This window comes from Bradyrhizobium sp. LCT2, from assembly GCF_009931255.1.
Taxonomy (GTDB): Bacteria; Pseudomonadota; Alphaproteobacteria; order Rhizobiales; family Xanthobacteraceae; genus Bradyrhizobium; species Bradyrhizobium diazoefficiens.
This window is the reverse complement of record NZ_CP034432.1, coordinates 6,143,365-6,158,889: the sequence shown is the minus strand read 5'-3', so window position 1 is coordinate 6,158,889 and position 15,525 is coordinate 6,143,365. Positions and strand designations below refer to the sequence as shown.

Below are 15,525 nucleotides of genomic sequence, written 5' to 3'. Positions count from 1 at the left end.
TATCTAGCCGAACAAGTGTGCGAGCCAGTAGGCGGCCCCAGCGGCCAATCCGCCAACGAGCAAGGTTTGCAGCGCGGACTTGATCTTGTTAACGCCGGTGAAATGCCCTTTGACCGCCCCGAAGCAAAGCAGGGCCATGCCGGTTGCAGCGACCGAGATCTGCAGGGCTGTCCCGATGTCTTTCGTGAACATGTAGGGCACGAGCGGAATCAAGCCGCCCACCACGTACGAGCCTCCGATCGTTGCAGCGCTGATGGGCGCGCGCTTCGGATCGGGACGTTCAAGTCCCAGTTCGAAGCGCATCATGAAGTCGACCCATCGCTGCCTGTTTGACGCGACCGCGCCGACGACAGACTTCAGCGCCTCTCCTTCGAGGCCGTACTCGCGAAAGATCTGCTCCACCTCGTCGATCTCTCGTTCGCGCAGGAGGTCGATTTCATGGTGTTCGCGCTGTTCTTCGGCCGCGTAGTGCTCCGCGTCGGTGCGCGCGGCGAGATACCCGCCGAGGCCCATCGCGATGGCGCCGGCGACCACCTCGGCGAGCCCCGCGGTGACGATCACGTCAGTGTTGGCGACGGCCGCGGAAAGACCGGCCGCCAGCGCGAACGGCACCGTCAAGCCGTCGGCCATCCCGATCACGACGTCGCGGACGCTTTCGGAGGAGGTGAAGTGCTTTTCGATGTGCGGGGTGGCTGGCACAGGAACGCTCCTGGTTGTGGTTTAGGTTTGAAGAGGGCTGCCTAATCAGCAGCCCTCTTGCGGCCGGAGATCATGGACGCGGCCAGGTTTTCGCGATGCTCGAAGCTTGCGATCAGCACGCCAAGGACATGCGCCACGACGAGGCCGACGGTCAGGTTGGCCAAGAACTCGTGGACGTGTTCGACCAGCTTGGAGCCCCAGTAGGTGTCCGTCGTCATCATGTAGCCCGTCGCACACGTGCCGGCCAGCGCGACGAGGAGCGCGACGATCATCGCTCCGCCCGCAGGGTTGTGCCCGATGTAGCGGGGTGCCCTGAGCAGCGCGGCGTCCCGCAGATAGGCGAGTACCTCGCGCGGCGGACGAACGAAGTGCGAAAATCGCGCATGCGGCGGCCCGACGAAGCCCCAGACGATGCGGATCGCGAGAAGGCCCGCGATGGCGTAGCCGGCGGCGACGTGTACCCGCTCGATCTCATCGCCGGTGGCGTAGGCCACCACGAAGAAGGCGACCAGGGACCAATGGAAGATCCGGACGAACGGATCCCATACCTTGACCGTGGCCGGCGGCATCGCGCCGCCGGCTCCGATCGTGTTGCTTACGGTTCTCATTTGCGAACCACTACATCTGGCCGATGATCTGGCCATTGGTCGGATCGACGAACAGTTCGACCCGGTTGCCGTTCTTGTCGAGCGTGTAGAGCTCGCCGCAGGCGTTCTTGAGCTTGGCCTTCTGGACCTTGTAGCCTTGGGCCTCGACCTGCAATTGCGCCATGGGCAGCCACTGGGCCTCGGGGGCTGTCGTGCAGGGCTTGCCGAGGCTGCCGGCCTGGGCGGAGGCCGCCGCCCCAAGCGCGACGGCGGCGACGGTAAGAATGGCGATCTTGCGCATAGGTATCTCCTGACGGTGGCCGGCCGCACCATGCGTCGGCGATGTGGGGCAACCTGCCAGAAGCTGGCTGACCGACGCCTGTTGAGGCAAGTCAGCTATTTGTCAGGTGATATCTGGCATCCATATCTTCCGGATGACGAGTTGCTTCATGGCCTTACGCCCGCACCGACTTCGGACCCTGATCCTTGCTGCCGCCATCATGGTTGCGGGCGGCGGGGCGTCGGCATTCGCCCGCGATCACGACGACGCACGACGAGCCGTCGAGGCCGGCGAGATCCGTCCGCTTGCGGACATTCTGAATGTCGTTCGGGGGAGGCTGCCCGGCGACGTCGTGGGCGTGAAGCTCGAACGGGAAGCCGGTGCCTGGAAGTACGAATTGCGGGTCGTCGACGACAAGGGGCGGGTCTTCGAGATCCATATCGATGCCCGCAGCGGCGAAGTCGAACGGACGAAGGAGAAGTGATGCGCGTGCTTGTTGTCGAGGACGACCCGCGGATCGCATCTGATGTTTCGCGCACGCTCGAAGCCTCGGGCTACGTGGTCGAAACCGTCGCCAACGGCGAGGACGCCTGGTTCGTCGGCGACACCGAGGATTTTGGAGCCGTTATCCTCGATCTCGGTCTTCCCGGCATGGACGGCCTTGCGGTCCTGAAGCGCTGGCGCGCCAATGGACGTAACATGCCGGTCCTCATTCTTACGGCACGCGGAAGCTGGGCCGAGCGGGTGGACGGGATCGACGCCGGCGCCGACGACTATCTGCCGAAGCCGTTCCGGATGGAGGAGCTGCTGGCGCGGCTTCGATCCATCGTGCGCCGGTCGACGGGGCACGGCTCCTCGGTCATGACCGCCGGCGAGATCGTGCTCGACGAGCGGCAGATGAAGGTGACCCGCCGCGGCGTGCCGATCACGCTTTCGCCGCTCGAATATAAGCTGGTCGCCCATCTCCTCCGAAATCGCGGCCGAGTCGTGTCGCAACAGGAGATCGACGAAAACGTCTACGGCCACGGCGAGGAGCACGACTCGAACACGCTCGAGGTGCTGATCGGCCGCGTGCGCAAGAAGCTGGGTGCGGATGCGATCGAGACGCGGCGCGGCTTCGGTTATCTGATGCCCGAGGAACCCGCATGAACCGGCATTCGCTCAGGCTGCGACTGGTCGCAGGCGGGGTCATTGCGATCCTGATCGCGCTTGCGGTCGCCGGCGGCGCGCTCGTCGTGGTCTTCGAACGCCATATCTCGCGCACCCTTGCCCAGGATCTCGACGTCCATCTGAAGCAGCTTCTTGCGGGCATCGACGTCGACCCGCAAGGCAAGCTGGTGTTGATGCAGACGCCGGTCGATCCGCGGTTCGCGGATGCTCTTTCCGGGCTCTATTGGCAGGTCGGCGACGACCGCGGGCAGGTCCTGCGTTCGCGCTCGCTGTGGGATTCCGCGATGACCCTCCCCGCAGACCGGCTACGGCCGGGCGAAATCCATCAGCACGAAGCCACGGGACCGGGAGGCCAGCGCGTGCTGGTCACCGAGCGCGCCGTCAGCCTCTCAGCGGACGGCAAGCCGGTGATCGTCCGTCTGGCCGTCGCCGAGGACCTGGCGAGGGTATCGGCGGCGACCTTGGCGTTCGCCAAGGATCTTGCGACAGCGCTCGCTCTTCTCGGCTTCGTGCTGGCCCTAGCGACGTGGGTTCAGGTCAGCGTCGGCTTGCGCCCGCTCGTCGCGCTGCACCGCGGAGTGGCCGATATCAGAGCGGGGCGGATCCGGCATCTGCCGTCGTCGGTCCCGACGGAAGTCCACCCTCTGGTCGAGGAAGTCAACGCACTCATTGATGCTCAGGAACACGAAATCGAACGGTCCCGCGGTCGCGCCGCGGACTTAGCGCACGGGCTGAAGACGCCGCTTGCTGCCCTTGCGGCCGATGCCTCGCGCCTCCGGGAGCGGGGCGAGCGCGACATCGCTCGGGACATTGAGGCCGTCGGCGAAGCCATGGGCCGCCACGTCGACCGCGAGCTCGCGCGCGCCAGGGTTCGCGGGCGCGCCAGAGGCGGCGCAGCAACATCCGCTTCCGTGAAGCCGCTCGTGGGGTCTATCCTCGCGACTCTGTCGCGCACTCCCGAGGGCGCGCAAGTCAGATTCGAGAACCTTGTGGCCGATGATCTTTGCGTTTCGCTCGACAGGAGCGACCTTGCGGAAGTCCTCGGTAATCTGATCGAAAACGCTGCGCGCCATGCCGCAGGATGCGTCCGCATCACCACCGATGAAAATCGGCCATCCCTTGTCGTCGAAGACGACGGCGAAGGCATCGAACCGACCCACCTGTTACGCGTGCTCGAGCGCGGCACCCGCCTGGACGAGCGGGGAGGAGCGGCCGGTCTGGGTCTTGCCATTGTCCAGGATGTACTGGATGCGTACGAGTGGGAACTGGAACTCTCGAAGTCGGAACTCGGCGGGCTGAAGGCGACAATCGCTCCGAGATCTGCGGTCCCTAAGCTTCCGAGCCCTTCCGCAAAAGAATCGATCGCGTCTTCGACTTCGCCGCAACGAGCCTGACGCCTCGCAGACCGCGGGCGTCAGCGGCGCGAGAGCGCTGCCGGAGAAGCGGCTGCGCGTGCGGTAGACGCCGCGTCGCCAATACGAGAGACCGACATTTTCGGCCATTTCCCAGCGTTACTGCCGATATCTGCAACAGCCTGACCCCTGCCCCGATTCACACCTTTGATGCCGATCAAACAAACCGAGGCGAACGCGAAGTCATTGAGTGCGCAACAACCAAATCGCAACCATGATCGTCAGAATGCCAGGGGCACCGTGTCGACGGGAGGAATGCAGCGACGAGAAGCGTGCCGACAAAGAACGCGCCGCTTGGCAATATGGCAGCCCGGCGTCCACGGTCTGAACGCGAGAACGGAGACGGCAAACGAGGGGATAGGAACGCGCCGTCAAACAATGCGGCGCCTGCGACAAAACTGATGACGAAGGCGAATAGGATGATCAGAGCTTCGACAGCACACATGCCTGCTCCTGCGGGATTAGCTCCGCATGCGTGCCGGCCCATGTTCCACGGCGGGGTGATCGATCCTGTCGAGCGCAATAAGCAGCGACGCAACCCGGTTGGCTGAAGCAGCCCATTCCGCGAGTCGGGGATAGTTGTCTGTAAACCAGCTGCAGGCGTTCTGCACTGCGACGAAGGCTGCCGCCGCCTGGACAACCTCGCCAAGCAGCATTGTGCCGGCAACATATTTCGGCGTGCAAAGCAGCAAACCAATCACCGGTGTCAGCAGCGAGTTCGTGTGGGTTATGAGTGTCAGGCGCATGAGCTGCCAGCAATAATCCAGCCACGCGGCAATCACTGCCTTGAGGGCGGGGCGAATGGTGCGGAGTCCATCTTCGCCTTCGGTTTCGGGGGCTACGCCCTCTCCGCGTTCGCGTACATGGGTCCCGATGGCCCTTAGTTGCGCTTCAGCCCGCTTGTTCTCCTCAAGAACGTGCGTCAGCCGGCGACCGATCAGCATTGTCGTGGCTGCCACGACAATCGAATAGATGACGACGGCAACCACGAGATATCCGGGAATGGTCACGGTGAGGCTCCCTGCGTCAATCGTGACGTTGCCTCCAACCGCCCAGAGGATGCCGATAAAGGTGGCCGCTGTCAGCAGAGAGGCGAGAAGCCCGAGAACGAGGTCGACCGGGAGGTCCGTTGCCAGTCTGCCGTCCTCCGCGATTCGATATTCAGGGGCCTGATAGTCTCCCGCCACGAAGTTCAGTCGCACGAAACGATCCCGCTCCAGCCAGTAGCGGTAAAGCTTATCGCTGAGCCAGGCTCTCCACTTTCGCTGGAGCGTCATACGGCCCCAGACCGAGAAGACGGCGAGCGACAGGCTGGCCGCGGCGAGCGGGATGAATCGTATCGCCTGGCTCAGAAGCTCCTTCTCGTCCTTGCGTTCGACCGCGTTGAAGAAGTCGCGGTTCCAGAAGTTCAGCGAGTACTGGGTCAGCAGTTGCAGAAGAACCGTCGCAATGAGCAACACGGTGAGAAGCCAGGCCCAGCCCGCCGACTTGCCTTTCCAGAAGCCGCGGGCACTTTTCCAGAAGCGCAGCAGCAACTGCCGTTCGCCGGGCGAGTGGTATGTCTCGTTGCTAAGCATGATAGCCGGCTATGATTGTGACGTTCACGCTGGATGCGAGGCGATGAACGTCCGCACCGAGGCAAAGCCCCGTTCCGGGACTGAGCAGCGCCGCCGAACCGCCGGCAACGCCATAACGCAGGGCGCTATCGAGCTTGTCGCCATTGGCGAGGCGCGACACCATCGCCCCAAGGAAGCTGTCGCCTGCGCCGGAAACGCTGACAGGCTCCATAGCAAGGCCATTCGCACGCAAGGCGATGTCGCGCGTCAGGAGCAGGGCCCCGCCGGGGCCCATCGAGAGGGCAATGATCTCGATGCGATAACGATCGATCAGGCGGCGGCCCGCCTCCAGGAGCGAGGACTCGTCGGCGCTACTGATCCCCGCCAGCTCCTGAAACTCCCGAAGGTTGGGCTTGATGAGATAGACGCCCGCTTCCAGCGCGGCTTTGAGCGAGGCGCCGGACGTATCAACGATGACCTTGGCCGCCCCTTTCGATGCCCGGACCACCCTGCCGAAGAAATCGGCCGGCGCTCCCGGCGGCAGGCTGCCGCTTGCGATGACAAACGCAGCCTGCGGACTGAAACGCGCAATTGCGTCGAGACATTGCTGCCATTCAAATTCGCTGAGGAAGGCGCCCGGAAACACCAGTCGAAATTGCTCCCGGCTGGTCTCGTCGAAAATGGTGATGTCTTCTCGGGTATCGTTCGATATCGGGATCACGATGCTGCGCACGGCCTCGCGTTCAACCAGCGCCGTCAGGGTTTGCCCGGTCGCGCCGCCGGCCGGATAGACTGCGGTCGCTTCAAGGCCGAGCCGTCTCAGGACTCGGGCCACATTGATCCCGCCACCGCCGGGATCGCGCTGAGGCTCGGCGCAGCGCATTTTCGTGTAGGGCACCATCTTCTTGACCGAGGTCGAGATATCGACAGCCGGGTTGATGGTCAGGGTCACGATGTCGAGTTGCGGTATCTCAGCCAACGCCTTCGACCTCCATCAGGTTACGAAGGCCGACGAACGCAGCGTCGTCGTGCAGGATGAGATAGGCCGGTATGGGTTCCAGGAATTTTCGGAGCCGCCCCTTCTCCTCGAAGCGCTGGCGAAACTGGGACGCGGCGAGATAGTCAGGCATATGGCGCAAAATGCCACCGCCAATGAATATCCCGCCTCTCGCATTCAATGCCAGTGCCAGATTGCCCGCGACAGACCCCAGCATCGCGCAAAACATGTCAACGGCGCTGCGGCTGATCGTGCAAGTCCCCTCGATCGCGGCCCGCGTGATGTCGGCGGCGCGACGTCTTGATGGGCTCGCGCCGTCGATCGAGGCGAGAGCGTCATAGAGGTTTTCCAGTCCTGCGCCTGACAGAACCCGTTCGGCCGACACATGTCCGAAGCGTCGCCGCAAATGTTCGATGACGGCATCCTCGCGCAAGGAACCGCTCGCCATTGTGGAATGGCCCCCTTCGCTGGACACTACGATCTGCCCGCCGGGGTGCGGCATGCTGACCGCCATTCCCAAGCCGGTGCCGGGGCCGAGTGCAGCAAGGGGCGCTCCTGAGACCCGCTGCCGCCCACCCAGCTGCAGCAGACTGCTCGGGCCAAGCCGAGGCAGGGCCCATGCGACGGCTTCGAAGTCGTTGATCAGACGTACGGTCGAGAATCCATGAGTCCGGCGCAGCTCCTCTGCATCGATCACCCAGGAATTGTTCGTGAGCGCGCAGCGGCCATTCTGAACCACGCCGGAAGCCGCAAGGATCGCGTGAGCAATTTGACCGGCCTTGGTCGAAGCGCCGAGATAGGCAGCGAGCGCTTGCTGAAATGTGGCGTAGTCACTGACAGCCGTGTGAGCTGTGGCGCTGACCGTGCCGTCAATCAGCAGCGCGAAGCGGGCGTTGGTGCCTCCAACGTCTCCAAGCAGGACAGTTCGTCCTAAGGGGGGAGCTTTCATCGCTGCATTGCCCTGATCAATCCGGCATACCAGCCGAACGACGATTTCGGGGTTCGCCGCAGCGAAGCATAGTCAACGTAGGTCAGGCCGAACCTGATGCTGTACCCGGAGTCCCATTCGAAATTGTCGAGCAGCGACCAAACGAAATAGCCACGAACATCGACGCCGCGGGCAGCGGCTTCGTTCATCGCGTGGATATAGGCCTTCAAGAACTCTATCCGGCCCGGGTCGATCACCGCACCGGTCTGGTCGGGCTGGCCGGAATCGCCATAGCCATTCTCGAGCACGTAGATGGGGAGGCCATACCGTGCGTGCACATCCTGCAGTGTTTGACTGAAAGCGTCGGGATCGATCGGCCATCCGATCGGGGTCAAGGGGACGCTGGCCGGCTTGTCGCCGAAGCTGTAGCCCAGCATTGAACCCGCCCGGGCCTTCACGTAGACCGGGCTATAGTGGTTCAGCCCGAACCAATCGAGCGGACGGCAAATCCGCGTCAGGTCACCGGGCTGCATATGCGGTTCGATCGCCGCGCGCATAGATAGCGGATATTCGCCGCGGCATTGCGGATCCGGAAAGGCTGCATTCCAGTACACATCCAGGCGTGCTGCGGCCGCTGCATCGGCCTCGCTTGCGCTGGAAGGCCGGCATGGCTGTCGATTATGGATACAGCCGATCGAGGCGTTGATCACGTTAGCGCGGAGCACATCCACCGCCGCCCCGTGGGCGAGATTCACGTTGTGGATCATGCGGTGGAGCTTGTCCTCGCTGCTGCTGTCGCGCTTGCCGAGCGAACGGCTGAACAGGCTGAACATCGACGGCTCGTTGAATGTCGCAAAGTGCTTGACCCGGTCGCCAAAGCGCGCGGCGACCAAGCTCGCATAGTCGGCGAACCACACGGCCGATTCCCGGTTGAGCCAGCCACCGCGCTCCTCCAGGGCCTGCGGAAGGTCCCAATGATACAGGCACAGCCACGGTTCGATACCGGCGGCCAAGAGCTCGTCGATCAGCCGGTCATAGAATGAAAGGCCGGCCTCGTTGGCAGATCCGCGCCCGAGTGGCAGGACGCGCGGCCAGGCGACCGAGAACCGGTACGCCTGCACGCCCAGCGCCTTCATGAGACCGACATCTTCGCGGTAGCGATGATAATGGTCACAGGCGACGTCGCCGGTATCGTGATTCTTGATTTCACCGGTCCGACAATAGATGTCCCAGACGCTCAATCCGCGCCCGTCCTCCTGAGTTGCCCCTTCGATCTGGAAGCTGGATGTGGAAACGCCCCAGATGAAATCGGGGCGCAGGCTGGCGGTATTTGGCAGTTGCGTTGTCGGCATGGACGACCTGCTTGGTCCTGCTCGATCGATGGCCGGACGCTGTTGCGCGGCCAGTTGGATCTCGGGCTCCTGCGACATTGGTAGTCATGCCGGTTCCGGGTGGTATTGAGATAGGTCAAGAAGCCCGGGCCGCGCCGTGCGATGGATTCGTATCGTTAGATTGTTGCCGGGGTCCGCGCTTGCGAAGAACGAAATGGGGAGGGCTCGTCGACGACGGCCTCAGAGGAAGCGGCTACTTCCGCGTTGCCGAGCGCGATGGCGTATTCTGGCTCGTCGATCCCGATGGTGGTAGATTTCTCTCGAAGGGGGTCGATACGGTCCGTTTCGATCAGGATCGGATCGGGGGAACCGAACGCGTGCCCTACGCCGAGGCTTGCCGGACTAAGTACGGCAGCCTGCAGATCTGGCGCACCGTTGTGTCTGACCGGCTGGCGAGCTGGAAGTTCAACACGGTTGGCTGCTGGTCGGACGAACTCGTCGCCAGTGCGGGATCGCAATTGCTGGCGACGGCGCCGACCGCTGAGCTCGGCGCGTCCTTCCGCTTGCACCGGCGTGAGCAAGTCTTTCCGGACGTCTTCGATCCCGAATTCTCGGCGCATATCCGCGCAAGTGCCGATCAACGTTGCAGGCATCGGAGCAATGATCCCGGCTTGCTCGGTACTTTCCTCGACAACGAACTGTACTGGTCACCCGACTGGCGCGGTGCCGACGAGCTTCTGACGCTGTTTCTGAACCTGCCGTCTCATCGTCCAGGCAGGGTCGCCGCTATCTCGGGTCTGCAGGCGCACTATCGGGATTTTGCTCAATTCAATGCGGTATGGCGCACACGGGCGCGATCTTGGGAGGAACTCGGCAGGATCGAGAACGTCGTGGCGCCGTTCGTCAGGCTTCGGCCTGGCATCTTGAACGACGCGCTCGAGACCAAGGCCAACCTGGCAGATCCCGCTCGCGAGGCGTTCTCAGCAGATTGCGATGCCTTCGTGGCCGTCGTGGCTGACAGGTATTTCGAACAGTGCGTCTCGGCAATCAAGACGGCCGATCCCAATCATCTCGTGCTCGGATCCCGGTTCGGCTATCAGCCACTGGCAGGCGTAATTGCCGCGGCCGGCCGCCATCTCGATGTGATCTCCTTCAATTGCTACGAGTTCGACCCCGGTCCGGTCATCGACGCTTATGCTGCCACCGGCAAGCCATGCCTGATCTCCGAATTCTCATTCCGAGGCGACGACGCAGGCTTGCCGAATACCAGAGGGGCGGGGCCACGGCTGGCTACTCAGCTCGACCGCGCCCGGGCTTTCGAGGGCTACGTTGCGGCGGCCCTCAGCAAGCCGAATGTAGTCGGCTATCACTGGTTCGAGCATGCCGATCAGCCGGCGCAGGGGCGTTTTGACGGTGAAGATTCGAATTTCGGCACGGTGACCATTGACGACCGGGTCTATGACGAGCTGACGAAGACGATGACCAGGGTCAACGCCGCGGCAGAACGCATTCATGCCGCTGCCGTCCCGGCTGTGATCTGATCGTTGCAGCGAGGGGAGTCCCGCGTCTCGGATTTTGGCTGATTGGCTTCGGCGTCGGACACCACGGCCATGGTGCGAAACACGCTCGAGGGATTGACGCTGATCGAATCGATGCCAAGTCCCGTCAAATATCGCGCGATCTCCGGATAGTTCGCGGGCGCTTCGCCGCAGATGCCGATATGGCGACCGTTGCGCTTTGCGCCGACCACCGCCTGCCGAAACATCTCCAGCATTCCCGGGTCGCGTTCGTCGAAGTCGAAGGCTACGATATCGGAATCCCGGTCGACCCCCAGCGTGAGCTGGGTAAGATCGTTGGAACCAATCGAAAAGCCGTCGAATAACTGAGAAAAGGCGTCGATCTGGATGACGTTATTCGGGATCTCGCACATGACGTAAATTTCGAGATCGTCTTCGCCGCGCCTCAGTCCATTAGCAGCCATCGTCGCGATCACCCGCCGGCCTTCCTCGACGGTTCGGCAGAACGGCACCATGACGCGCAGATTGGAGAGACCCATCTCCTTTCGCACCAGGCGGAGCGCGGCACACTCCAAAGCAAACCCTTCAGTGTAGGCGGGATGACTGTAGCGGGAGGCGCCCCGGAATCCCAGCATCGGATTCTCTTCCCTGGGCTCGAAGCCTTCTCCGCCAATCAGGCTGGCATATTCGTTGGTCTTGAAATCGGAAAGCCGTACGATCACAGGCTTCGGATAGAATGCCGCGGCGATGGTGCCGACGCCTTCCGCCAATCGTTGAATAAAGAAGTCGGCCGGGCTTTTGAAGCCCTTCGTCAGGCGTGCGATTGCGGCCCGCGCCTTGGTAGACTTGATTTTGTCCGGCTTGAGCAGCGCCATCGGGTGAACGCCGATATGTTCGCTGATGATGAACTCCATGCGGGCGAGGCCAACACCGGCCTGCGGCTGCATGGCGGTGCGGAATGCCATTTCCGGGGTTCCGACATTGACCATGATGGCTGTGCGCGGCTGCCGGAGTTCGCTCACTGGCGTCTTGGTAATGTCGAAGGCAACCGCCCCTTGATAGACGCTGCCGATATCGCCCTCCGCACAGCAGATCGTAACGTCGGTTCCGCTCTTGATCTTCTCAGTCGCGTGTGTGGCGCCCACCACGGCGGGGATGCCCAGCTCTCGCGCCACGATGGCCGCATGGCAGGTGCGACCGCCCTTATCGGTGATGATGCCGGCCGCGATCTTCATGATCGGTTCCCAATCAGGACTGGTGGCCGGCGCCACCAGGATTTCACCCGGCCTGAAGGCTGCGAGATCGCGCGCGGACACGACGCGGCGCGTACGTCCTGAAGCGATCTTCTCTCCGACCGCGCGGCCGTTGACGATGACCGAGCCCTGTCCTTTGAGATTGTAGGTCTCGTAGACGTCCGCCGAACGCTGCGAAGCGACGGTCTCGGGCCGAGCCTGAATGATATAGAGTTTTCCGTCGGCGCCGTCCTTGGCCCATTCGATATCCATGGGCATCGCAGCGCCGGCGTGTTTGGAGTAATGGGCTTCGATCCGGACTGCGATCTCGGCAAGGCTCAGCACCTCCGGGTCGGAGATGCAGTATTTCTGGCGTTCGGCTTCCGGGACCTTGCGGGTGAGCGTCGCATGGCTGCCCCCACGCTTGCCGTAGATCATGCGGATCTGCTTGGCTCCGAGCCGGCGCCGCAGCACCATGCGAAAGCCCTGGCTCAGCGTCGGCTTGTGAACGTAGAATTCGTCCGGATCGACCTGGCCCTGCACGATGGTCTCGCCGAGACCGTAACAACCGGTGACAAAGACCACGTCACGAAAGCCGGATTCGGTATCGAGCGTGAAAACGACGCCGCTGGCCGCCAGATCGGAACGGACCATTCTCATCACGGCGACGGAGAGCGCGACCTTGAAATGATCGAAGCCGTTGTCGATGCGATAGGAGATCGCGCGGTCGGTGAAAATGGAAGCAAAGCACCGCCGGCAAGCTTCGAACAAGTCTTTGGGCCCGCGCACATTGAGAAAGCTTTCGTGCTGGCCCGCAAAGCTCGCCGTCGGCAGATCCTCCGCCGTCGCGGAGCTTCGTACGGCGACGGCGACGCCGATCCCGGCCTCGCGTTCAAGCTGCCGATAGGCTTCCACGACCTGTTCGCGTAGCAGCGGCGTGTCCATCGCCCTGTATATGATCTCGCGGGCCTTGGCGGCCTTGCTCGCGAGCTGCTTGATCTTGCTCTTGTCGATCCCATCGAGAAGCCGGTGAAGCTCGTCCGCCACACCGCCCCGCAATAGCGCTTCGCGATAGGCGTCTGCCGTGATGGCGAAGCCATTGGGGACGGCTATGCCTCGGGACGCGAGAGCCGAATACAATTCGCCGAGCGAAGCGGTCTTGCCGCCGACCAGCCCGACGTCGCCCAATCCGATTTCGAGGAAGGATCTGATATATCCGGACATGCGCACAGCAGACCACGCCGGGCCTGCCCGGCCTTGAGGCAGGTCAACGTTTCGATGGACTTACGCGGCTCCCTGCAAGTCGTCGATCATGTTCCGGAGCAAGGTCAAGGTCTGGATCGCTCAGCCGATGCCTTGAGGTCGGGATTTTCAATTGCCTGCATCGATGCGACAGGAACAATGGCAGCGATTTCGGTGAGATCGTGAGCGATCTCCTGAACGACGACTTTGCCGGGGAGCATGGTGCCGACCTTGTCCTCAAGCTGGAGTGCTTCGTAGGCAAGCCGTGGATTGCATGCCCCAAGGATACGATAGTTTCGGAGATCCATGGCCGTCTCCATTTGTCTCCAATGGATCAATCCTGACGCGCTCGTCATTTCCCGGTTTGATGTCGATCAAATCGATGGAGGCGCAATGGTCCTAGCTTTTATTTAAGGTTTACGCTGAGCTCCAGGAGCGGGCCATCATGGCGTTAGCGCTGAATCCAGATCGCTCTGATGAGGTGAATTCGTTTCCCGCACTCCGGGCAGAGATGGTCAAGCACAATATCTCCGCGCGCGGTGTGCGTGACGAACTCGTGCTCAAGGCAATGGGCAAGGTGCCGCGCGAGTTGTTCCTGCCACCGAATCTGCGTGAATTTGCCTACGAAGATTCGCCGCTCCCGATCGCCGGGGAGCAGACCATCTCCCAGCCCTACATCGTCGCTTTCATGGCGGAGGCGCTGATGCTCGAGGGCGGCGAGAAGGTGCTCGAGATAGGCGCCGGTTCCGGTTACGCCGCCGCGGTGCTGTCGGAGATCGCGGCCAATGTCTACACGGTCGAACGCCTCGGTCCGCTCGCGGAAACGGCGGCTGCCAGACTTACCGAACTCGGTTACGATAACGTCCATGTCCTCCATGGTGACGGCACCAAGGGCTGGCCCGAACATGCGCCTTACGATGCTATCGTCGTAGCCGCCGGCGGTCCGCAGGTTCCAGAGGCGCTCAAGGAGCAGTTGAAGATCGGCGGCAGGCTGGTCATTCCAGTCGGCGCCGATCAGCGTACCCAGGAATTGGTACGGGTCGTTCGCGTTTCAAAGGACGAATATCGCAGCGAAGATATTGCCGACGTCCGTTTCGTTCCATTAATCGGAGAGGAAGGATGGGCGAGTGCAGAACGCGAGACCGGCGCGCCCGTGCGCCGGGCGCTGCGGCCGGTCGCTCCGGACGAGGAAGCGCTAGTCCGCAATCTCGCCGATGCCGTCGAATCGTTTCCATCCATCGAGGCGGCCGATCTCAGCCCGCTGATGGAACGTATCGGGTCGGCGCGCATCGTGCTGCTCGGCGAGGCGACTCACGGCACCTCCGAGTTCTACCGGATGCGCGAACGCATCACCCGCGATCTGATCGTCAGGAAGGGTTTTCGCTTCGTGGCGATCGAGGCAGACTGGCCGGATGCCGCCCGGGTCGATCACTACGTGCGGCATTTCCAGTATCCGCCGTCGGAGTGGACCGCGTTTGCGCGGTTTCCGACCTGGATGTGGCGAAACACCGAGGTGCGCGATTTCGTCAGCTGGTTGCGCAAGCACAACGGCACGGTGGACAAGACTAAACGGGTCGCGTTCCACGGTCTCGATCTCTACAGCCTCTACGATTCAATTCGGTCGGTCCTGAACTATCTCGACGAAGTCGATCCCGCCTCGGCGCGTGTAGCCCGCGAGCGCTATGGTTGCCTGACGCCGTGGCAGCGCGATCCCGCCACTTACGGCCATGCGGCACTGACCCGATCCTATCCGACTTGCGAATCCGACGTTGCGCACGCGCTCACCGATCTCCTGGCAAAGCGCCGGGCCTATGCCGAGCACGATGGCGAGCGGTTTCTCGATGCCGAGCAAAATGCGCGTCTGGTGGCCAACGCCGAGCGCTATTACCGGATCATGTATTACGGCTCGCGCGCGTCATGGAACCTGCGCGACAGTCATATGTTCGACACCCTCAAGAACCTGCTGGCGTTCCACGGGCCGGGCAGCAAGGCGGTGGTCTGGGCGCATAACTCGCATGTTGGCAACGCGTCGGCGACCGAGATGGCCGACCGCGGCGAGCACAATATCGGCCAGCTCTGCCGCAAGGAGTTTGGCGAACAGGCGTATCTGGTTGGCTTCGGCACCCACAGCGGCACGGTTGCCGCGGCGTCCGATTGGGGCGGCCCGATGGAGGTCAAGACCGTCTGCCCGTCGCTTCCCAACAGCTATGAACAGCTGTGTCACGCAACGGGCCTTCCGCGCTTCATGCTCGGCCTGCGCGGCCGCGGTGATCTCTGCGGTCCAAAGGGTCTTGGCAAGGAACGGCTCGAGCGGGCCATCGGCGTGATCTACAGGCCCGATACCGAACTTGCGAGCCACTACTTCCAAGCCAGTTTGCCGCAGCAGTTCGATGAGTACATCTGGTTTGACGACACCCGGGCGGTAACTCCGCTGGATACGGCCGAGATCGCCGGGCTTCCCGACACTTATCCGTTCGGGGTGTGATCTCGTTATGAGCAGTCAGAGGGCGATCGAGCCGGCGGGGTCGTTTCGGCCCGTGGAGCAGTTCGACGAGAGAAAGTGAAAGTGAATGA

General features: G+C 62.7%; 14 protein-coding genes and 1 pseudogene. 5 read left to right on the top strand and 10 right to left on the bottom strand.

The annotated features are described in order from the left end of the window. Nucleotides 1-3: 3 nt before the first annotated feature. The 3 genes from EI171_RS29640 to EI171_RS29630 are packed head-to-tail and all read right to left on the bottom strand — an operon-like array spanning nucleotide 4 to nucleotide 1,587. Nucleotides 4-699: a VIT1/CCC1 transporter family protein gene (locus EI171_RS29640; protein ID WP_161535432.1), complete on the bottom strand. Its 696-nt coding sequence runs from the start codon at nucleotides 697-699 to the stop codon at nucleotides 4-6. Nucleotides 700-740: 41 nt separating this feature from the next. Continuing rightward, entirely contained in the window at nucleotides 741-1,307 is a 567-nt protein-coding gene (locus EI171_RS29635; RefSeq protein WP_161535431.1) for a cytochrome b/b6 domain-containing protein, read from the bottom strand. Between the two features lie 10 nt (nucleotides 1,308-1,317). Beyond that, nucleotides 1,318-1,587: a PepSY domain-containing protein gene (locus tag EI171_RS29630; RefSeq protein ID WP_161535430.1), complete on the bottom strand. Its 270-nt coding sequence runs from the start codon at nucleotides 1,585-1,587 to the stop codon at nucleotides 1,318-1,320. Between the two features lie 148 nt (nucleotides 1,588-1,735). On the opposite strand from EI171_RS29630, the gene EI171_RS29625 reads away from it, so the two are divergent. Genes EI171_RS29625 through EI171_RS29615 form a run of 3 tightly spaced genes read left to right on the top strand, consistent with a single transcriptional unit; the run spans nucleotide 1,736 to nucleotide 4,130 of the window. Continuing rightward, nucleotides 1,736-2,050: a PepSY domain-containing protein gene (locus EI171_RS29625; protein WP_161535429.1), complete on the top strand. Its 315-nt coding sequence runs from the start codon at nucleotides 1,736-1,738 to the stop codon at nucleotides 2,048-2,050. Continuing rightward, on the top strand, nucleotides 2,050-2,715 hold the full coding sequence (locus EI171_RS29620) for a response regulator transcription factor (RefSeq protein WP_161535428.1): 666 nt from the start codon (nucleotides 2,050-2,052) through the stop codon (nucleotides 2,713-2,715). Before EI171_RS29625 ends, EI171_RS29620 begins: the two co-directional genes overlap by 1 nt. Further along, nucleotides 2,712-4,130 carry a HAMP domain-containing sensor histidine kinase gene (locus tag EI171_RS29615; RefSeq protein WP_161535427.1) on the top strand — a complete coding sequence of 473 codons (1,419 nt, stop codon included), beginning with the start codon at nucleotides 2,712-2,714 and terminating at the stop codon, nucleotides 4,128-4,130. Before EI171_RS29620 ends, EI171_RS29615 begins: the two co-directional genes overlap by 4 nt. Nucleotides 4,131-4,343: 213 nt before the next feature. Here the strand turns inward: EI171_RS29615 and EI171_RS46815 are convergent. The 5 genes and pseudogenes from EI171_RS46815 to EI171_RS29595 all read right to left on the bottom strand — a co-directional run. Further along, nucleotides 4,344-4,563, bottom strand: a pseudogene (locus EI171_RS46815) (MFS transporter); the annotation flags it as partial. 46 nt (nucleotides 4,564-4,609) lie between these two features. Beyond that, complete coding sequence (locus EI171_RS29610) at nucleotides 4,610-5,725, bottom strand: SbmA/BacA-like family transporter (protein ID WP_161535426.1); 1,116 nt, start codon at nucleotides 5,723-5,725, stop codon at nucleotides 4,610-4,612. Next, the gene (locus EI171_RS29605; RefSeq protein WP_202633027.1) at nucleotides 5,718-6,683 is read right to left on the bottom strand and encodes a 1-phosphofructokinase family hexose kinase; all 966 of its coding nucleotides are present in this window, start codon (nucleotides 6,681-6,683) and stop codon (nucleotides 5,718-5,720) included. The genes EI171_RS29610 and EI171_RS29605 overlap by 8 nt, the downstream gene beginning before the upstream one ends. Then, a complete protein-coding gene (gene glk, locus EI171_RS29600; RefSeq protein WP_161535425.1) occupies nucleotides 6,676-7,650 on the bottom strand; it encodes a glucokinase in 975 nt (324 codons plus the stop codon). Before glk ends, EI171_RS29605 begins: the two co-directional genes overlap by 8 nt. Continuing rightward, entirely contained in the window at nucleotides 7,647-8,981 is a 1,335-nt protein-coding gene (locus EI171_RS29595) for a GH1 family beta-glucosidase (RefSeq protein WP_161535424.1), read from the bottom strand. Before EI171_RS29595 ends, glk begins: the two co-directional genes overlap by 4 nt. Nucleotides 8,982-9,160: 179 nt before the next feature. Between EI171_RS29595 and EI171_RS29590 the strand changes: the two genes are divergently transcribed. Continuing rightward, complete coding sequence (locus EI171_RS29590) at nucleotides 9,161-10,501, top strand: agarase (RefSeq protein WP_161535423.1); 1,341 nt, start codon at nucleotides 9,161-9,163, stop codon at nucleotides 10,499-10,501. Here the strand turns inward: EI171_RS29590 and ppsA are convergent. Then, complete coding sequence (ppsA, locus tag EI171_RS29585) at nucleotides 10,471-12,933, bottom strand: phosphoenolpyruvate synthase (RefSeq protein ID WP_246740286.1); 2,463 nt, start codon at nucleotides 12,931-12,933, stop codon at nucleotides 10,471-10,473. The genes EI171_RS29590 and ppsA overlap by 31 nt on opposite strands. Before the next feature lie 104 nt (nucleotides 12,934-13,037). After that, complete coding sequence (locus tag EI171_RS29580) at nucleotides 13,038-13,259, bottom strand: DUF302 domain-containing protein (RefSeq protein WP_246740285.1); 222 nt, start codon at nucleotides 13,257-13,259, stop codon at nucleotides 13,038-13,040. Between the two features lie 137 nt (nucleotides 13,260-13,396). Here EI171_RS29580 and EI171_RS29575 point away from each other — a divergent pair, with 137 nt between their 5' ends. Then, nucleotides 13,397-15,436, top strand: coding sequence for a protein-L-isoaspartate(D-aspartate) O-methyltransferase (locus tag EI171_RS29575; protein WP_161535420.1), 2,040 nt, complete (start codon nucleotides 13,397-13,399; stop codon nucleotides 15,434-15,436). Nucleotides 15,437-15,525: the final 89 nt, after the last annotated feature.